This is a genomic window from Acrocarpospora pleiomorpha, from assembly GCF_009687885.1.
In the GTDB taxonomy this organism is placed as follows: Bacteria; Actinomycetota; Actinomycetes; order Streptosporangiales; family Streptosporangiaceae; genus Acrocarpospora; species Acrocarpospora pleiomorpha.
The window spans coordinates 191754-211227 of record NZ_BLAF01000010.1 but is presented as its reverse complement, the minus strand read 5'-3'; the positions used below and the strand labels follow the sequence as shown (position 1 = coordinate 211227).

The following is a 19474-nucleotide window of genomic DNA, read 5'->3' as shown; positions in this document are numbered from 1 at the left end:
TAACACTCGCGGGCGGCTATGACAGCGGTCACCAGCGACCTGGCCCATCGGAGGAGGTCGAGGGGAGCACCGACGCGCCCGCTTTGGCGACGATCTCCTGCAGTGCGGCGACGTGCTGGTCGAAGGCCGCCCGGCCGACGTTGGTGAGCCTCGCCGACGTGCGCGGCCGCTTTCCGACGAAGCCCTTACGGATCTCGATGTAGCCGGCGTCCTCGAGCGTCGTGAGCTGTTTCGACAGGGCGGAGTCCGACAGGCCGACGCTGTCGCGCAGGAACTGGAAGTCCGCCCACCCGGTGGCCGCGAGCAGGGAGACGAGCGAGAGCCGGGTGGGTGCGTGGATCAGCTCGTCGAACTTGGGCTTGATCACCGACGACTCCCGGACCGGTTCGCGAGCATGAGTCCCTGAAGGTACCGCATGAGCATCGGGCCGCCGACCACGAGCATGACGGCGGCGACCGAGACACCAATGGTCGCGGCGTACGAAACCCCGAACGCCTTCAGGATGAACGCGACCGCCAGCGACACGACGTTGGTGACCGCCACGAAGCCCAGGATCGCGACCACGCCACCGGGGCCGAGCAGGTCGTTGCGCGGCTGGGCGCTACGGACCGTGCGGAACACCACCCGCCCGGTGCTGGTGAGCACGCCGGCCACGAACACGGCGGTGCCGATCCCGACGACGAGACTCTGCCGGGTGTCGACGGCCGCCGCGAACGCGACCATCAGGACGGCGATGGCCCACCAGTACCAGTGGGGAATGACGGTCAGCCGGATGACCTGCTCCTGCCGCTGGCCGATCTCGGTGAGCGCGCGTGCGGCCTCCTCGGGCCGTACCTGGTCAGACATGTGCCCTCCTCGACAATACTTTCCTAGATGGAAAGTACAATGAGGTTTCCTGGCTGGCAAGTACTTTCCCTCATCGCACACGCTCGAGCTTGGTCCAGCCGGTCCCCGGGATCCGCCGTTCGGCCGAGGCGGTCGAGATGGATGTGGACGAACGGCCGATCTCCTGTACCCGTCCCGGGCGCGAGGCTCGTCGGCATGGATGACGTGCTTGTTGGACGGGCCCTGGTGAAGAGGTTCGGGCAGACGGTCGCCCTCGGCGGCGTGGACATCGCGGTGCGGGGCGGCGAAGCCGTGGCGATCATGGGCCCGAGCGGGTCGGGCAAATCGACGCTGCTGCACTGCCTGGCCGGGATCATGAAACCCGACGAGGGCGAGGTGCACCTGCTGGGGCAGCGCATCGACACGATGGGAGAGCGCAAGCGCAGCGAGTTGCGCCGTACCCGCTTCGGCTTTGTCTTCCAGTTCGGCCAGCTGCTGCCCGAGCTGCCCGCCGAGGAGAACGTCGCCCTCCCGCTCATGCTGGGCGGCGTGCCGAGGGCCCAGGCCGTACGCCAGGCCCGCGAGTGGTTCGCGCCTCTCGGCCTGCAGACGATGGAGACGCGGCGGCCCGGGGAGCTGTCCGGCGGCCAGGCGCAGCGGGTGGCCATCGCCAGGGCGCTGGTGAGCAAGCCAGCGGTGGTGTTCGCCGACGAGCCCACCGGCGCCCTCGACCAGCGCACCGGCCACGACACGATGCGGCTACTGGTCGAGGCGACCAGGCACAACGGCGCCAGCCTGATCGTGGTCACCCACGACCCGAACGTGGCCGCCTGGTGCGACCGCACCGTCGAGGTCCGCGACGGGCAGCTGGTGAGCGAGGTGCGCGCATGAACCTCGCACTGACCTGGCGCCTGCTCAAGGGCGGCGGACGCCGCGGCATGCTCGGCACCTGGCTCACGCTCGGGGCGGTCGCCGTGTCAACGGCACTGCTGCTGTTCGCGGTGGCCGCCAACTTCGCCTTCCAGGCCAGGGCCGATCGCGGCGCCTGGCGCAACCCGGTCCCGGCTTCCTCGGGCGCCGTGGCGATCGAAGGGTCGCGCCAGGACTTCGTCCGCGACCAGGCGATCACCGTCGTCGACCTGGCCGCGCTCGGCGAGGCACCCGATCCGCCGCCCGGCCTGCCTCGCTTCCCCCGCCCCGGCGAGGCGTGGCTCTCGCCCGCCCTGGCCGAGCTGGCCGGGCGGCTTCCCGATGCCGAGCTCGCCGCGCGTTTCCCCCGCCAGGCGGGGGTGCTCGGCGACGAGGCGCTCGTGTATCCGGGTGAGCTGGTCGCGGTCGTCGGCCACAAGCCGGCCGAACTGGCCGCGTCCGGCGGCGGCGACTCGATCGGCGACACGGCGCCGGTCAAGGTCGCCACCCTCGGCGGGCAGGCGAGCCAGGAGGCGACGCAGTACCAGATGCTCGCGGTCATCGCCAGCGTGCTCATGGTCGTGCCGCTGCTTATCTTCGGGGGCGCGGCGGCCCGGCTCACGGTGGCCCGGCGCGATCAGCGGCTGGCCGCGCTCCGCCTGGTCGGCGCGAGGCCCGGCCAGGTGGTGGGGATGACCGTGGCCGAGGCGGTGATCGTGGCGTTGGCCGGCGCGCTGGCCGGGACCGTCGGCTACGCCCTGGCCGCGCCGCTGCTGTCCAGGATCGAGATGCAGGGAGGCCCCTGGTTCGCGGCCGACGTGTTCCCGAGCCCGCTGGTCATGGCGGCGGTGCTGGTCGCCGTGCCGCTGCTGGTGGGCCTGTCGGCGGTGGTCGGGCTGCGGCGGGTGGTGGTCAGCCCGCTGGGGGTGGCCAAACGCGAGACACCGCCCGCCATGCGGTTCGTCAGAGTGCTCGCCCTGCTTGCGGTGCTGGCCGTCATCCCGCTGCTGTCGATGAACACCGGCATCGCGATCATCGGGGTGGCGCTGGCGCTGGCGTTCCTGGGCGTGAACCTGGTCGGGCCCTGGGTGGTCGGCATGATCGGCCGGATCACGGCCAGGCTCGCCCGCGGCCCAGTACGGCTGCTCGCCGGCCGCAGGCTCGTGGACGACCCCCGCTCCGCCTGGCGAACGGTGAGCGGGGTGGCGCTGACCGGGTTCGTGGCCGGTTTCCTCGGACTGCTCAGCCCTGCCGTGCTCGACGGCGGGACCGCCGGACCCCCTGAACTCCGCGTCACCACGTCCGCCGGGCAAGCCCAGCAGGTGAGCGAGCAGGCCCGCGAACGCCTGCGCGAAGCCGGCGTGACGGCGACCGTGAAACCCGAGCGGAACGCCGTGGTCACGGCCCTCGACGGCGCCGCCGACGCGGCCACCGTGGACCGGGCCCGCACGGCGCTGGCCGGGCTCGTTCCCGGGCGCACGCCCACGACTCGGGCCGACAATCAGTCCACCCGGCAGATCTTCACCGACATCCGGGTGGGCACGAACGTCGTGCTGGCGGTGTCGTTCCTGGTGGCCATCGCCAGCTCGGGCATCACCGCCATGTCGTCGGTGCTGGACCGGCGGCAGACGTACGGGCTGCTGCGCCTGGCCGGCACGCCGCTGGAGGTGCTCGACCGGGCCCGCCGGGCCGAGACGCTGATCCCGCTGACGGTGATGGGCGGCGGAGCGATCCTCGTGGGCGTGTTCTGCGCGCTGCCGTTCATGTCCGGCGCCACGTCCGGCGGCGCCAGCACGGTGGGCGCGGCCACCCTGGCCGGATGCGTCGTCGTGGGGTTCGCGGGCGTGATCGGCGCGGGCGCGCTCAGCCGCCCGCTCCTGCGAGCGGTCACCGCCGACCCGGCTCCCCGCCCGGACTGACCGAAGGGAAAGGAGAGCTCCCGCTCCTTTCCACTCTCAACGTATAGCGGACCGGGGGGCTTGCGGCAAGACCCCCGTCATGCCGCAGAATCGCTGGCCGAAGCCAGAAGCTGCGGCAATGGGGGGTTGCGAAGTGCGTGTGTTGTTGTCGACGTATGGGTCGCGCGGGGACGTCGAACCGATGGCGGGACTCGCGGTGCGGCTGCGGGAACTCGGCGCGGAGGTGCGGGTGTGCGCGCCGCCGGACGAGGAGTTCGCGCGGCGGCTGGCCGGTGCCGGCGTGCCGCTGGTGCCGGTCGGCCCGGCGGCTCGCGCGCTGACGGACCAGGCGCCGCCGCCGTCAACGCTGCCCCGGCGCGCGGCCGAGTTGATCGCCGCCCAGTTCGCCGCGGTAACCGCGGCGGCCGAGGGATGTGACGCGTTGGTGGCGACCGGCATGACGCCGACCGCGGCCGGCGCGCGGTCGGTGGCCGAGAAACTGGGCATCCCCTCCGTGTCCGTGACCTTCCAGCAGCTCACCCTGCCGTCGCCGCACCGCCCGCCGCTGGCGTATCCGGGACGGCCGCTGCCGCCGGAGGTGACCGACAACCAGGCGTTGTGGGACCTGGACGCCCAGAACGTCAACGCGCTGTTCGGCGCGGCGCTCAACACGAATCGGGCGTCGATCGGCCTGCCACCGGTGGACAACGTCCGCGACTACGTCATCGGCGACCGGCCGTGGCTGGCGACGGACCCGATCCTGGACCCGTGGCAGGGCACGCCGGACCTCGACGTCGTCCAGACCGGCGCGTGGATCCTGCCCGACGCTCGCCCGCTCCCGGCCGAGCTGGTGGCGTTCCTGGACGCCGGCACGCCACCGGTGTACGTGGGCTTCGGCAGCATGCCCATGCGCGCGTCGACGGACGTCGCCAAGGTGGCCATCGAGGCGGTCCGAGCGCACGGCCGCCGCGTGGTCGTGGCCCGCGGCTGGGCCGACCTGGCCCTGATCGACGACCGGGACGACTGCTTCATCGTCGGCGAGGTCAACCAGCAGGCGCTGTTCGGCCGGGTGGCCGCCGTGGTGCACCACGGCGGCGCGGGCACCACGACGACCGCCGCCCAGGCCGGCACGCCCCAGGTGGTGGTGCCCCAGCTGGCGGATCAGCCCTATTGGGCGGGCCGGGTGGCCGAGCTGGGCATCGGCGCGGCACACGACGGTCCGGCTCCGACGACCGAGTCCCTGTCAGCCGCGCTCGCGACGGCTCTCGGGACCCGCGCGCGAGCGACCGCCCTGGCTGGCACGATCCGTACCGACGGGGCGACGGTGGCCGCGAAGCTGCTGCTCGACGCGGTCGGCCGAGAGAGCCGCCCAGTGTCCACCTCGGATCGGAGCTGATGTCGTGAATCCCCTGACTACCAGCGCGTTCGACCTTTCCGGCCACCTCGCGCCCAAGGCCGACCCGGCGCTGATCGCCGGTGATGAGCGGCACTTCGCGGCCATCGCGGAGAGCCTCGAGCAGTCGATCACCGACCTGTCCGGCCGCCTCGACGCCGAGCGCAAGGCGCCCGGTGGCAAAGGCCGGCAGGCGCTCGACCGGGACCTGGAGGTCCACCGGCTGACCTCTCGCCTGCGCGCCCTGCGCCGCTTCGGTCTGGACCTGTGCCTCGGGCACATGGTCAGCGCGGACAACCCCGAGCCCGTGTACGTCGGACGGCTCGGCCTCACCGACAGCACGGGCCGCCGGCTGCTGCTCGACTGGCGCTCCCCCGCGGCCGAGCCGTTCTTCGGCGCCACCCACGCCAACCCGATGGGCCTGGCCAGCCGCCGCAGGTATCGCTGGACCCGCGGCCGGATCAGCGACTACTGGGACGAGGTGTTCACCGCCGACGGGCTGGTCGGGCACGCCGCGCTCGACGATCAGTCCGCCTTCATCGCCAGCCTGGGCGGCAACCGGTCGGCCCGGATGCGAGACGTGCTCGGCACCATCCAGGCCGACCAGGACGCCATCATCCGCGCGGGATCCCGCGGCGCTCTCGTCGTCGACGGCGGTCCGGGCACGGGGAAGACCGTCGTCGCCCTGCACCGCTCCGCCTACCTCGTCTACTCCGATCCCCGCCTCGGTCACCACCGGGGCGGCGTGCTGTTCGTCGGTCCGCACCAGCCCTACCTGGCGTACGTCGCCGACGTCCTCCCCAGCCTCGGCGAGGAGGGCGTGCAGACCTGCACCCTGCGGGACCTCGTCGCGGAGGGTGCCGCGGCGGCGATCGAGACCGACCCGGACGTGGCCCTGCTGAAGTCGTCCGCGAACCTGGTGAAGGCGATCGAGCCGGCCGTCAGGTTCTACGAGAACCCGCCCGCCAAGGGGATGACGGTCACGACCCCCTGGTCCGACATCTGGCTGAGCGCCGACGACTGGGCCGAGGCGTTCGAAGCGCCAGAACCCGGCACGCCGCACAACGAGGCGCGCGACCAGATCTGGGCGGAGCTGCTCACGATCCTGATGGACAAGCACGACGGAGACGCCTCGGCCGACCTGCTCCGCAAATCGCTGTTGCGGGACAGGGAGCTGCTCACGACCTTCAACCGGGCGTGGCCGCTGATCGACGCGGCCGACCTCGTCGGAGACCTGTGGTCGGTGCCCGCCTACCTGCGGATGTGCGCTCCCTGGCTCAGCCCCGACGACGTACGGGCGCTGCAGCGCGCGGACGCCCAGGCCTGGACGGTGTCCGACCTGCCGCTCCTGGACGCGGCGCGGCAGCGGCTCGGCGACCCCGAGGCGGCGCGACGCAAGCGCCGGCACCAGGCCGCCGTCGCCGCCGAACGCGAGCAGCGGGCCAGGGTCACCGACATCCTGCTCGAAGCCGACGACGACGGCGAAGGCGCGGTGACGATGCTGCGCGGACAGGACCTGCAGGACACCCTGGTCGACCAGACCGCGCCCGGCACCGAACCGGACCTGCTCGCCGGCCCGTTCGCGCACATCGTCGTGGACGAGGCGCAGGAACTGACCGACGCGGAGTGGCAGATGCTGCTGCTGCGGTGCCCGTCCCGGAGCTTCACCATCGTCGGGGACCGGGCCCAGGCCAGGCACGGGTTCACGGAGTCGTGGCAGGAACGGCTCGAGCGGATCGGGCTCGACCGGATCACCCTGGCCTCCCTGAGCATCAACTACCGGACGCCGGAACAGATCATGGCGGCGGCCGAGCCGGTCATCCGGGCCGTGCTCCCGGACGCCAACGTGCCGACCTCCATCCGCGGCGGCGACACCCCCGTCGTCCACGGATCCGCTTCGGAGCTGGGCTCGATCCTCGACGCCTGGCTCGCCACGAACGCCGACGGGATCGCCTGCGTCATCGGCGACCCCGCGTTCCGGGCGACGTCCCGCGTCCGGTCGCTGACCCCGGAGCTGGCGAAAGGGCTCGAGTTCGACCTGGTCGTCCTCATCGACCCGGAGGCGTTCGGCGAAGGCATCGAGGGAGCGGTCGACCGCTATGTCGCGATGACCCGGGCGACCCAGCGACTCGTCATCCTCACGAGCTCCTGAGGCCGAACTGGAACGCGTTCTACTCTGGCGCCTTCTCGCGGCGCGAACGGGTCAGGATCACGCCGACGGCCAGCGAGAGCACGCCGAAGACGAGCGCCGCCAGCGGGAGGGTGCTCCTGATCAGCCGCACCTGGTCGAGGCTCTCCCGTACGGTGGCGACCTGCGCGTCCACGGTGGCCGGGGTGAACTTCGCGGTGGCGATGAAGGCGGGCAAACGCTCCACGCCGTCGGTCGTCTTCAGCACCTCGTGGCGCTGCTGCTGCTGGTTGACGGGGGCGCCGGTGGTGGGCTCCACCCAGTACGTCACCACGCCGTCGTACACCCGGTCGACCTTGACGTTGCCGGTCTCCGGCAGGTCGAGCACGGAGGCGGGCGCGTCCAGCGTGTCGATGACGGTCGGGGGGATCTTCTGCTCGAACTTGTAGACCCGGAGCCCGCCGATCGTCTCCTCGCCGACGAACACCGCGTCGTACGCCTTCTTGGTGCTCGGGTTGAAGACCTTGTACGTCTTCTTCTCCACCCCGAACGGGAACAGGTAGATCTGGCCCTCCAGCGTCACCGGCACCTCGTCGATGTTGGCGTTGCAGCAGTTCACGCCGACGCCGTTGTACTTGTTGAAGGCGCTGCGGAACTCCGACAGGGAGATGCCCTGCTTGTTGTTGGTGACGTCGTCGACGGCGGTGAACTGGTCCCAGACGACGTGGTCGCCGGTGGCCTGGTCCACGTCGCCGCGGGTGGTGACGGTGATGTCCAGGTTTCCGGTGAGGACCTTCAGGTCGCCGACGCTGAAGTAGGTGGCGTTCTCGGCGGCCAGCTTGGTGATGCCGTACTGGTCACCGGGGGCCTGGACCAGGCGGTCGGCCACGGGATACCTGACCAGCGGCGCGAGGACGACGAGAAAGGCCCCGAGCGCGATGAGAGTGATTCCGAGCCTGCGGCGCATCGGCCCCTCCATGTCCGTGAAACATGGTCCATTTCGCGTCATGGTAGAGCTTGTTGTGACATGCGTCACTGAGGATACTGAAAAGTAACCGAAACATGTTCTAGCGCGATTTGCGGGCGTGCACGGTCAGGATCGCGGCCGCCGACGGCCAGTGGCGGAGGAGGCGGTCGACCGGTTTGAGGGGCCCCGGGACGTCGTGGTAGCCCGCCCCGCGCACGATCAGTTCCGCGAAGCCGTACGCGAGGAGGAACTCGCGGAGCGCGGGCAGCGTGAACAGCCGCAGGTGCCCGGCCACCGAACTGCCCGGGCGGCCGAACACGTGCGCCATGCTGACCTCGGAGAACACCGGCTGCATGCCGAGCAGGAGCATGCCCCGGTTGAACCAGGCCGCCAGGTTGGGCGTCGACAGCAGCAGATGCCCGCCCGGCCGGAGCACCCGCCGCAGCTCCATGATCGCCGCGTCCGGATCGACGAGATGCTCGATCACCTCCGAGAAGATCACCACGTCCACCCGGCCGGAGGCCATCGGCAGCCCGGGATGGGCGGCGCCCCCGCGCACCACCGTCAACCCCTTGCCGCTGGCCGTCCGCAACGGCGCCGCCGCCCAGTCCATGCCGACCACCCGATGTCCGGGCGCGGCCTCGACCGCCATCCGGGTGATCCCGCCGTCGCCGCAGCCCACGTCGAGAATCGTCAGCGGCTCGCTCGCCGTCCCCACGATCTGCCGGAGGAACCCGACAATCCGCGTGGTCCGATCCTCGGCCGCCGACACCGGCGTCTCCGGATTCTCGTAAAAGTCACGTAACTCAGCCATCTGACTCCACATCTCCGCGCGGCCGGTAAAGCACGAGGCCCGCCACCAAGGCGACCGCCGCCGATCCCCCGCACACCCAGGGCGCGGGACCCCGGGCGAAGCTGAGGACGGTGATCGTGGGGCGGAGGTCGTTCGCGTGGGTGGTCGTTTCCTCGGGTGGGGTGTGGAAGTCGGCGGCGAGGGCGGTCAGGCGGGGGACCCCGCCAGCGGTTCTGATGGTCTGGTTCTGGGTTTCGCGGACGCGGAGCGGAGTTCCGGTAACCGGTTCTACCCAGTAGGTGCGGTCGACGGAGGCGTACAGGAAGGCGGGCACGTCGGGGGTGGCGGCGGGCAGTATCCCACCGGGAACCGGCCCGACGCGGCGGTCGGGGATCGTCTGGTGGTAGCGGTATACGGTCAGTCCCGAAACACGTTCCTCGCCCTCGTAGCGCATGGGCTGGGTCTGCAACGTGACCGGATCGAAGAACGGATAATCCCGGCGCCCGGCGAAATATGGCCATTTGTAGGCCAAGCCCGACTGCTCGACGTCGCTCTCCCCGACGTACGCCCCGCAGCACGTCACGACCAGCCCCGACGTCTTGTCGAACGCGACCCGGCGATCGCTGTAGGCGAGCACGATCCCGGTCGACGTCTGCACGGTCGTCGTCCCGTCCCAGACGACAAGATCCGCGGTGGCCGCGTTCGGATCACCGCGAACGGTCGAAACGGACTCCACGTCGAGCCCGGTCAGCACCTTCCCGCTCGCCTGATCGAGACCTTCCGCCCCAACGGCGCGCAGCCGGAACACCCCGTAATAGTCCTCCGGCGCCACCGCCAGCGCCCCCAGCAGATAGGTGGGCACGACCACCGCGAGCACCCCGAGAAACCCCGCCACCGCGAGCAGGAGGAGACCCGCCGACCGCCGCATCCGACTTCCCATCCGCAGTAGAACAGATTCTAGGCAAGAGGTAGGGTAATGCGACTTGTCACCTTCCGCCGCACCCCTGGCCAGGCGCCTGATGCACGTCGACCAGCACACCGCGACCACCCCGCGGCTGAACGCGGTCGACGGCCTCCGCGTGCTCGCCGCCCTGGCGGTCCTGGTCTTCCACATCGCCGGCATCACCGGCCTGCAGTACGGCGAAGGACCGCTGGCCTGGCTGCTCTCCCGGGGCGAGGCCCGCGTGGCGGTCTTCTTCGCCATCTCCGGCCTGCTCCTCTACCGCCCCTGGGTCAAACACCTCCTGACCACCGCGCAGCCCCCCGGCACCCGGGTCTACCTGACCCGCCGGATCCTGCGCATCTTCCCGCTCTACTGGGTGGTCGCGATCACCGCGCTGGTCGCCTTCAATCTCGACGCCGCGAAGACCGTCTGGGACTGGGCGGAAGTCCTCCTCCTGGTGTACGTCTTCGACCCCACGCCGTGGTGGCCGGTGGTCCAGCTGGCCCCCATCGGCCTCCAGCAAATGTGGACGCTCTCCATCGACGTCAGCTTCTACCTGCTCCTCCCCCTGCTGGCCGCCGCCCTCGGCCGGGCCGCCCGCGCCGGCGGCGCGTCCGTCGACACGCGGGCCAAACGCCTGCTCATCCTGCTCACCGCGCTGTCCCTGACGTCCTTCGCCTACATGTACGCCGTGCGCCATCCCGTCTACACCATGCGCATGGAATGGTGGCTCCCGCGCTTCTTCCCGTGGTTCGCCGTGGGCATGGCGATCTGCGTGCTCACCGTCTGGGCCGGGGCCGACTCCCCCGGCGCCGAACGGATCCGCCGCCGGGGCGCCGAGATCGCCGCCAACGCGGGCACCTGCTTCGTGCTCGCCGCCATGGTGTTCGGCCTGGCCGCGACCCCGCTCGGCGGGCCGAAGACCCCGCAGTCACTCGCCCCCGACCTGCTCCCCGACGCGTTCCGGCTGGTCGCGTACGCGGTGATGGCGTTCCTGATCGTCGCGCCGGTGGCCCTGCAACCGCCCGGACGGACCTGGGTGAACGTGCTGCTTGGCAACCGAACGATGCGGTGGCTGGCCAACCTGTCGTACGGGGTGTTCGCGTGGCAGATCATCGTCGTCTGGGCGTATTACGACATCAGCGGGCGGGCGTACCTCGATCAGCAGTTCTTTCCGGTGTTCTTCGTCGTGCTGGCGGTGAGTTCGGTGCTCGCGTGGGGGACGTACCAGCTGGTGGAGAAGCCCGCGCGCCGGTTCGGGAAGCGCGCGTGACGCGGCGGATCGACGCGATCAGCGGGCTCCGGGCGCTCGCCGCGCTCGGCATCCTGGTGTTCCACGTGGCGGCGATGACCAACTTCACGATGACCGGCGGGGTGGCCGGCGCGCTCGTGGCGCGGCTGGACGTGGCTGTGTCGATCTTCTTCGCGCTGTCGGGGTTGCTGCTTTTCCGGCCGTGGGCGCGGGAGATCCTGCTGGCGGAGCCGCGGCCCGCTGTGCGGGAGTATCTGTGGCGGCGGGCGTTGCGCATCCTGCCCGCGTACTGGATCACCGTCGTGGTGGCGATGACCATGCTCGCCGAATCGACCGGGTACACGGTCCGCCAGTGGATCCAGATGCTGCTGCTGGTCCAGGTCTACGACCCCGACCCCGGCTGGCCGAACGGAGGGCTCGGCCCGACCGCGCTCGGGCAGATGTGGAGCCTGGCCGTCGAGGCCGCCTTCTATCTGGTGCTGCCCCTGCTCGCGTGGGCGGCCCGCCGCTTCATCCGGTCGGGCAACACCGATTCCCGTGCGGTACGGCTCCTCGCCGCGCTGGGCGGTCTCGGCGCCACCTCGTTCGTTTACGCGATCTTCATGCACGTGCCGGAACGGGTGTTCTGGATCCAGTTCCTGTTACCGCACTACCTGGTCTTCTTCGCCCTGGGTATGGCGGTCGCCACCGTGCTGACCTGGGCGGAGGCCGACTCGCCGGGCGGGCTCCGGGCGCGCGGGGCGCGGGACACGGCGGCCAAGTCGGCCGGGACGCTGCTGGTCATGGCCGCGCTGGCGTACTGGCTGCTGATGACGCCGGTGGCCGGGCGGTTCGGGGATCCGTTCACGGGGTTGCGGGACGAGGAGCTCCGGCTGCTGCTGCACGCGCTGATCACGCTGCTGGTGGTGCTGCCGGTGGCCTGCCAGCCGTCCGGGCCGACGGGGGTCAACCGGGTGCTCGGCAGCGGGCCGATGCGCTTTCTCGGGCAGGCCTCCTTCGGCATCTTCCTGTGGCAGTTCGTGGTGATGGAGGCGGTCTTCCGGGTCACTGGACTGCCGTATTTCGGAGGAAATTTCCTGACGGTGCTGGGTTTGTCGCTGGTGGGCACGGTGGCGCTGGCGGCGGCCACCTACTACCTGGTGGAGCGGCCCCTCCTCGGACGCCCGGCCGAACCTCGGGAACCAGCGCCCACACCGCCAGAACCAGTCACGAAAAAGCGGGAAATATCGGTTAAGCCACCCAGGCGGCCGCGTCAGCGGGATGTGGCCCATCAGGACGCGCTGGATGGAATCCGGGCGCTCGCCGCCCTGGCGGTGCTCGTTTACCACGTCGGCGGCAAGACCGGTCTGACCGAAGGCTGGGGCGCCTGGGCGGTGTCGCGCGGGGACGTCGGCGTGGCGATCTTCTTCACCCTGTCCGGGTTGTTGTTGTACCGCCCCTGGGCCCGCGCCGCACTGGACGACGGAGACGGCCCGGACACCACCGCCTACCTGTGGCGGCGGGCGTTCCGCATCCTCCCCGCCTACTGGCTGGTCGCCGTCATCGCGATGATCTTCTTCAACTCCGGCCACAACGCCTCCCAGTGGGTCTGGGCGAAATGGCTGCTGCTGCTCCAGATCTACGACGTCGGCTCGTGGTGGGGCGGCACCGAAGGCCGCGGCTTGGAGCAGATGTGGTCGCTCTCCGTCGAAGTCGCCTTCTACCTGGCCCTGCCGCTCATCGCCGCCGCCCTCGCCGCCTTCGCCAGGAGAAGCGCGGCCACCGGGACGCGCGCGCTGGCACTCCTGGCCGGAGTCGGCGCGCTCGGCGTGATCTCGGTCATCTGGACGGTGATCGCGCACCAGCCCGGCATGCCGCCCGAGTTCAACATGCTGCTCCCCCGGTACTTCCTGTGGTTCGGGGCCGGAATGGCCCTGGCCATCGCCTCGGCCTGGGCCGCGACGGACGAGCGGGCGCGCTCGTTCTGCGCGGTCGTGGCCCGACGTCCCGCCCTGTCCTGGACGATCGCGGCGCTCGCCTTCGCCGTCGGCAGCACCCCGCTGACCGGCCCTCTGCACCTGGGCGCGCTCCCCGCCACCGAAGGCACCACGAAAGCCGTCCTGTGGGCGGTGGTCGGCCTCTTCCTGGTGGCGCCCTCGGCGTTCAGCACCGGCCGCGGGGGCCTGACTCACCTCGTCTTCGGCAACCCCGTCGCCCGCTACCTGGGACGCGTCTCGTACGGGATCTTCCTGTGGCAGTTCGTCGTCATCTACGGCTACTACGAGCTGACCGGCAATGAGGTGTCCTTCGGCGGCGGCTTCGCGACGGTCCTGGCCGTCGCCGCGGCGGGCACGCTGGCCCTGGCGGCCCTCACCCACCACCTGATCGAGCAGCCCTTCCACCAGCTTGGCCGGGCGGTCACTGCGGGCGCGGCGCCGGTGACCCGATCCGTATCCCGCTGACGCACACCCCGGCGCCGGCGGTGATCCCGGAGATCCGGACCGCCGGGCCGCCGCCGGTCGCCTGGAGGTAACGCACGCCGCTACCCCGGTCGAGGGTGATCGGCACGCGGGCGCCGCCGAGGGAGAAGGTGGCGAGGGCGGCGCGGGTCGCGGTGTAGGAGAAGGCCACCGTGTACTTCCTGGCCGGCAGGTCGTGGGCGAGCGGGATGTCGATCCGGCCGGCGACCAGCCGGTAGCAGGCGGGCGTCGAGGCCGGCGCGGCGGCGACCACGGTGGTGAGCGTCATCGGGCGGAGCCGTCCGGTCCGGTCGAAGACCATCGGGTCGGCGGCGGGGGCCGGGCGGCGCATCGCGTCCCGCAGGTCCGGACCGGCCAGCGGCCCGAGCACGCGGGAGGTCATCCGGTAGTCCCCGAACCAGCTCGACATCAGCTGCCGGGGCACCGGCGTGTCGTAGATCTGCACGCTCGACGGCGTTCGCGCCAGTTCGGCGGCGGCCGTGGCCAGGTAGTCGCGGGCCGGTTGGGTCCGGATGTTTCCGATGTACGCCGACGACGACCACACGGCCAGCACCACCACACCGGCGATCGCGACCACGGCGGCCAGCCTGGGCAGGCGCGGCCAGGCGTCCGGTCCCAGCGTCGCCAGGCCGAGGCAGAGCGCGACGACGGGAGCGGTTCCCGCCAGCAGTTCGGTCTGCCCGCCGAGGATCTCCCCGACCGAGGCCACCGGACCGAGCAGCGCGGGGAGGGCTCCGGCGGCCAGGACGTACCCGAGCAGCATCAGCCATGCGGCGGCGGCGTTCGCGCGCGCCCTCACGGTGACCGCGACGACGATCAGGATGACGATCCAGGCGGCCACGACGAGCGCGGGGGCGGGTAACGCGATCCCGTGGTCCGGCCGCCCGAAGTACCACCGGCCCGGCCCGCCGATCAGGCCGGTCGCGAAGGTCTGGCCGATCAGCCGCCACAGGAACCTGACGCCGGTGGCCGGGTCCGGCGCGTTCCACCCCGATGCCGCCAGGCGTACGACAACGCTGACGGCCACCACGAATCCGTACCCGGTCCACAGGACAGGCGCACGCCGTCGGCGCAGATAGACACGGGACAGAACAAACAGCAGGACGGGCACCGCCGCGACGGACAGCGAGAACAACGCGCCCGCGATCACCCAGGACACGGCGGCTATCGCGTGCACCCGCCGTCCTGTCCGCTCCCACAACACGTGCGAGGTGACGGCCATGGCCACCGCCAGCTGCGGGACCAGCGCGGACAGCGACGCCGACCACCAGGTCAGGACGGGCAACGTCAACGGCGTCACCAGAAAGATGATGAAGGGTCCCAGAATCGCCGGACGCCGCCCGAAGACGACGACCAGCATTCGCAGCACCGCCAGCGACACCAGCGCCTGCACCACCAGCATGGTGATCGCGACGACCGTCCAGTCGTAGGCGTCCGCGCGCGCCGGGAACCACGCCAGCAGCAGTCCGCCCGGCGTCAGCCGCCCACCCAGCGGCGTGAACAGGGAGCTCCAGCCGAGATCCTGCTCATGCGCCCGGACGATCAGGACGAAGTCGTCCTCGCGGAAGAACGACCGCAGCACCCCGGGCGTCCGCCATCCAAGCTGCACGGCCACCAGGATGACACCCACCAGAACGGTCAGCCGGGAACCCGCCGGCGCGACGACGGTGGGCCGTATCTCGGTCTGGGTCATGTGCGCGCTCCCGCCAGAGCATGAACCTCATCGGGTTCCGGCACAGGAGGTTCCTCCGGCTCCAGCAGCCCGGCCACCAGCCGCCCCAGCACCGGCAGGCACAGCAACTGGGCCACGACATCACCGATCACCCCGGCCGCCGCCTCCTGGCCGAGCCCGGCGAGGTACTGACCGAGCCCGGCCGCCAGACCGGCCAGCCCGAGGAAGACCACCACCAGGAGGGGCGAATCGACGACCCTGGCCGCGCGGAGCGCCGGCGCCCGCCGCAGGCCCACGACCAGGGCATGCGTGCCCAGCACCAGCAACAACCCGAACAGCCCGCCCGTCCAGACCCCGACCACGACGGCCAGCCCGGCCGCCGCGCGGGCGGACACCCCGGCAGGGACGGCCGCCGGGATCGCCACCCCCGGCCGCCGCCACCTGGCCAGCGCCACCAGCACCATCACCAGCACGAACCCGGCCACCAGCGCGGCACGGTAGCTCGTCTCCGGCGGGTACTCCAACGTGACCCGATGCTCTGACGCTCCTGGTGGCAGGATCCACGCCTGCCGCCACCCGTCGAGGCGGACGGCGGTCAGCTCGGTGTCCCCGAGCCTGGCCCGCCACGCGCCATTGAAGTTCTCATTGACGACCAGATAGCCAGGCTGGTCGGTCTGCGGCCAGAACGTGCGCTCACCGCCGGTCCACTTCTCGGTGACGACGGGGGTGGACGTGACGGACGGCAGAGGACGGTCCAGCGGATCCCTGACGGCCATCGACAGGATCCGATAGGGGTCCCGCGCGGCCACCCGGATGCGGTTCTCCCCCGCCGCCAGCGTCCACTTCTGGCAGCTGGCGAAGGTCAGCGGCCGCCCGCTGATCAGGTCGGCCACCGTGCCGCCGACGATCCGGGTCTGGACGGGATACCCGTTGACCGACAACGCCGGCCCGACCCCGCAGATCGTCCGGACCGGGAACGACCCCGGCACGCCCGCCGGGCGCACGCCCGGGATGCGGATGTCGGCGACGTGCACGGCCTGGCTGCGGCGCGGCAGGAACTGCAGCACCACCTTCCGGGTGGTGACCGGCTTGAACCGGAAGACGCCGTCCGCCGGCACGTACCCGCCGCGCAGCGCCTTGTCCGCCCAGACCAGCAGCTGCATGGGCGCGGCCCCGGTGATCGTCTCCGGATACGTGATCTCGATCTGGTCGATCTTGCGCCGTCTGCCGAAATCGATGGTCAGGGTGGGCTTGGCGTCGAAGGCTCCCGCGTACCAGATGGTCTTGGGGTCGCCGTCGAAGGCGGACAGGCCGACCGCGGCCGGATGGTCGACGAGCGTCGAGGAGGCCGAGACGTGCGGGTAGATGTTCGGGAACGTGGTCGCGGTCTCGATCGCGTGCGGATCGGTGAGCATGGTCTGCCCGACCGCCTCCCTGGGCGCGGTGGCGGGCGAGGTGATCGTCCGGTCGAAGCCGAACCCGTCCTCACCGCGCATCTGCAACTGACCGGAACAGGTCCAGATGAACGACCCCTGCATGCACCCGGGTGCCGCCCCGGTGCTTCCCCCCAGCGCGTAGGTCGGAATCACCGGGTTGGCGGCCACCCCCGGCACCAGCACGGTCCGCCCGGCGGCCACCCCGGGAATGGCCAGTTCGGTGATCCCCACCCGGCTGCCGAGGTTCGACTTCGGCCGCCAGGCGACCCGGGTCACGGTGATCCGCACCCGATCGGTCGCTCCCGGTGGAACGTGCACGAGCTGGGCGGCACCGGTGTTCTTCACCGTCTGCCGGACCTTCCCCGCCGAGGTCTCCACCTCGATCTCGGTCACGGCCGGCCCGACGAACTGGGTGAAGGCCACCGCCAGCTGCGGGATCGACACCTTCCTGACCAGGTCCACCTGAAGCCACTCGCCGACCGCGCCGTCCCACCCGCCGGACCGCCACGACGTACGGGCGTCGCCGTCCACGGCCGCGAACGGCAGGTTGCCCGTGTCCCGGGTGTCCGGCAGCGCGGTCACGTCGGAGGCCGAGGAGGACGCGGTGATCGCCTTGATCCCGGCCGGCCGAGCGACGGAGGTGAAGGAGTCCCAGCCGGGATCGAGCAGGTCGTGCTCGGCGGCCGGGCGCCGGAACTTCTCACCGGCGGTGAGCGTCGGGGAGCTCGCGAACCGCAGCTCGCTGAAGGCCACCTCGCGGCGGCGCAGCGTGTCGGTGACGATCGTCCGGCTCCCTGGCACCGACGCGGCGCCGGGGTCGTCGCCGAGCAGCACCGGCCGCCCGTCCGCGAGCAACCCCAGGTCGGCCAGGGCGAGCAAGGCTTCTGGGCCGCCGGTCACCCGGAGCGGGTCACCGGTCAGGGTCGCGGCGAGCGGTGCCGGGCGGTCGACCCGGTAGACCTCCAGCGCCTGGTACGGCTGGTTGAACCAGGTGGTCGCGTTCGCGGTCTTCGGGTCGCCGACCACCGGGCCGAAGCCTTTGACCAGGGTGAGTCCGGCCTCCGCGACCGCCTCGTGCACGCGTGGCGGCCAGGCGCCCCGGATGGAGAACTTATCCAGGTCATTGCGGACCAGCACATAGCCGACCCCCATCCGGCGCAGCACCTCGGCCAGGCCCGCCGACCCCTGCCCGGTGGCGAAACGCTGGTCGATCGCGTCCAGCAGCCGGGTCAGGCCCGCCGACCCCCACGGCACGATCATCCGGCTGGCCCAGCGCGCTTTCAGCAGGGGTTGCAGGGGTTCGTCCATCGGGCGGCCCCACAGGTACTCCCCCCACCGCGCGCCCGGCTGCGCCAGCACCATCGAGTCGCCCGCGTTCTGGTTCAGCCAGGTCGCCGCCTCCCGCCAGTATCCGGGAATTTCCGGGTACGACCCGCGGGCGGCCAGCCCCGCCGTCGCGATCGGCAGGAAGGTGACGCCGAGCAGCACCGACGAGGTCGCCGCGATCGGCGCCCTGAACCGTGGCACGGCGGAGACCGGCAGGTAGGCCAGCCCCAGCGCCACCGGCAGCCGGACCAGGGCGTCGAACTTGTGGATGTTCCGGAACACCGCCAGGGTGCCGTCGAAGAGGTCGCGCAGGTTCCCGGCCAGCGGGTTGGCGACCACGCTGAGATGGCCGGTGACCATGATCGCCGTACCGGCCAGCACGAGCAGGATCAGGAAGGCGCGTTCCGGGAGGCCGCGCCGTACCAGGCCGACCAGGCCGAGACCGGCCACCAGCGCGGTGAGCACCACCAGCCACGGGCGGACCGAGTGCTCGTAGGCGGCCGGCCACCAGGGCAGGCCGTCGATGGGCAGGTAGCCGATCCAGTTGTTGGCGCCGCGCAGGGTGTTGGTGAGCGAGGTCACGCCGGTGGTGGCGGCGGCGTTCTCGGTGTACGGCATGAACGAGAAGGCGTGGCGGCCCAGGATGGCCAGCGGTGCCAGCCACCAGAAGGAGGCGGCGGCGGTGCAGCCGAGCCACCACAGCAGCAGCCGGTTGCGGCGCGGGCCCCGGCCGCGGGTGAGCAGGTAGAGGAACGGGATGATCAGGACGGCCAGCTCGGCGGTGGCGTTGACGCCGCCGCAGCAGACGAACGCGAGCGCGGAGAGCGCGGCGGCCCGGCGTGGGCTCGCCCCCTCCCGTGTTCCTCTGACCAGCGGGATCAGCATCCAGGGGACGAGCGCGCTGGGCAGGAACTCCGAGGAGTTGACGCCGATCAGGGCCTGCGCGTGGGGGGCGAGGGCGTAGGCGAACCCGGCGATGACGCGGGTGTTGGCGGTGCCGATGCCGAGCGCGTCGGCGAGGAGCACGATGCCGAGGAAGGCGGCGCAGAGGACCAGGGCCATCCAGAGGCGTTGCAGCACCCAGGGCGGCAGGCCGAGCTCGGTGCCGGCCACGTAGAAGGGGCCCATCGGGAAGAGGTAGCCGTATGCCTGATTCTGGATATATCCGAAATGGGTGCTGTCCCAGAGGGTGAGGGCCCGAGTCAGGAAGCCCCAGGGATTGACCGGCATGTCCAGCTTGGTCTCCGAGATGATCCTCTCGGGGGCGACCGAGAAGGCGACCACGAAGAGCGCCAGGCAGGCGGCGAGCAGGCGCGACCGGCGGCGGAACCGGGAGTCGGCCTGCTCCGGAACGATCAAGAATCTCCTCCGAGTCACGCGCGAGTAGCCCTGAGGCTAGAACTCGTTCCAGATAAGAGCCAGGCCGTTCCCCGAATTGTGACGGAACGCCCATCGGCGCCTGAAACAGGTACC

At 71.3% G+C, this 19474-nt stretch carries 13 protein-coding genes; 6 read left to right on the top strand and 7 right to left on the bottom strand.

From position 1 onward, the window contains the following. Positions 1 to 28: 28 nt before the first annotated feature. Both Aple_RS10530 and Aple_RS10525 read right to left on the bottom strand, forming a co-directional pair. Entirely contained in the window at positions 29 to 367 is a 339-nt protein-coding gene (locus tag Aple_RS10530; protein WP_155344325.1) for a winged helix-turn-helix domain-containing protein, read from the bottom strand. After that, positions 364 to 846 (bottom strand): hypothetical protein, encoded by a 483-nt coding sequence (locus Aple_RS10525; protein ID WP_155344324.1) that lies wholly within the window; start codon positions 844 to 846, stop codon positions 364 to 366. Before Aple_RS10525 ends, Aple_RS10530 begins: the two co-directional genes overlap by 4 nt. 195 nt (positions 847 to 1041) lie before the next feature. Between Aple_RS10525 and Aple_RS10520 the strand changes: the two genes are divergently transcribed. The 4 genes from Aple_RS10520 to helR all read left to right on the top strand — a co-directional run bounded on the left by Aple_RS10520 (position 1042) and on the right by helR (position 7177). Beyond that, entirely contained in the window at positions 1042 to 1716 is a 675-nt protein-coding gene (locus tag Aple_RS10520) for an ABC transporter ATP-binding protein (RefSeq protein WP_155344323.1), read from the top strand. Beyond that, complete coding sequence (locus tag Aple_RS10515; RefSeq protein WP_155344322.1) at positions 1713 to 3653, top strand: ABC transporter permease; 1941 nt, start codon at positions 1713 to 1715, stop codon at positions 3651 to 3653. The genes Aple_RS10520 and Aple_RS10515 overlap by 4 nt, the downstream gene beginning before the upstream one ends. A 133-nt stretch (positions 3654 to 3786) precedes the next feature. Then, positions 3787 to 5028, top strand: a complete 1242-nt coding sequence (locus tag Aple_RS10510; RefSeq protein WP_174889810.1) for a glycosyltransferase — start codon at positions 3787 to 3789, stop codon at positions 5026 to 5028. A gap of 4 nt (positions 5029 to 5032) precedes the next feature. Then, positions 5033 to 7177, top strand: a complete 2145-nt coding sequence (gene helR, locus Aple_RS10505) for an RNA polymerase recycling motor ATPase HelR (RefSeq protein WP_155344320.1) — start codon at positions 5033 to 5035, stop codon at positions 7175 to 7177. Positions 7178 to 7196: 19 nt separating this feature from the next. Here the strand turns inward: helR and pgfA (Aple_RS10500) are convergent, their stop codons facing one another. The 3 genes from pgfA (Aple_RS10500) to pgfA (Aple_RS10490) all read right to left on the bottom strand — a co-directional run bounded on the left by pgfA (Aple_RS10500) (position 7197) and on the right by pgfA (Aple_RS10490) (position 9853). Next, positions 7197 to 8120, bottom strand: a complete 924-nt coding sequence (gene pgfA / locus Aple_RS10500; RefSeq protein WP_155344319.1) for a cell envelope lipid trafficking protein PgfA — start codon at positions 8118 to 8120, stop codon at positions 7197 to 7199. A gap of 100 nt (positions 8121 to 8220) precedes the next feature. Then, positions 8221 to 8934, bottom strand: a complete 714-nt coding sequence (locus tag Aple_RS10495; protein ID WP_218038231.1) for a class I SAM-dependent methyltransferase — start codon at positions 8932 to 8934, stop codon at positions 8221 to 8223. Further along, positions 8927 to 9853 carry a cell envelope lipid trafficking protein PgfA gene (pgfA, locus tag Aple_RS10490; RefSeq protein WP_170321390.1) on the bottom strand — a complete coding sequence of 309 codons (927 nt, stop codon included), beginning with the start codon at positions 9851 to 9853 and terminating at the stop codon, positions 8927 to 8929. Before pgfA (Aple_RS10490) ends, Aple_RS10495 begins: the two co-directional genes overlap by 8 nt. Positions 9854 to 9932: 79 nt before the next feature. Here pgfA (Aple_RS10490) and Aple_RS10485 point away from each other — a divergent pair, with 79 nt between their 5' ends. Then, on the top strand, positions 9933 to 11129 hold the full coding sequence (locus Aple_RS10485; protein ID WP_155344316.1) for an acyltransferase family protein: 1197 nt from the start codon (positions 9933 to 9935) through the stop codon (positions 11127 to 11129). Beyond that, positions 11126 to 13549, top strand: a complete 2424-nt coding sequence (locus Aple_RS10480) for an acyltransferase family protein (RefSeq protein WP_170321388.1) — start codon at positions 11126 to 11128, stop codon at positions 13547 to 13549. Before Aple_RS10485 ends, Aple_RS10480 begins: the two co-directional genes overlap by 4 nt. Here the strand turns inward: Aple_RS10480 and Aple_RS10475 are convergent. Both Aple_RS10475 and Aple_RS10470 read right to left on the bottom strand, forming a co-directional pair. Then, positions 13506 to 15260, bottom strand: a complete 1755-nt coding sequence (locus Aple_RS10475) for a hypothetical protein (RefSeq protein WP_155344314.1) — start codon at positions 15258 to 15260, stop codon at positions 13506 to 13508. The genes Aple_RS10480 and Aple_RS10475 overlap by 44 nt on opposite strands. Next, on the bottom strand, positions 15257 to 19360 hold the full coding sequence (locus Aple_RS10470; protein ID WP_246264340.1) for an alpha-(1->3)-arabinofuranosyltransferase: 4104 nt from the start codon (positions 19358 to 19360) through the stop codon (positions 15257 to 15259). The genes Aple_RS10475 and Aple_RS10470 overlap by 4 nt, the downstream gene beginning before the upstream one ends. Between the last annotated feature and the right edge of the window lie 114 nt (positions 19361 to 19474).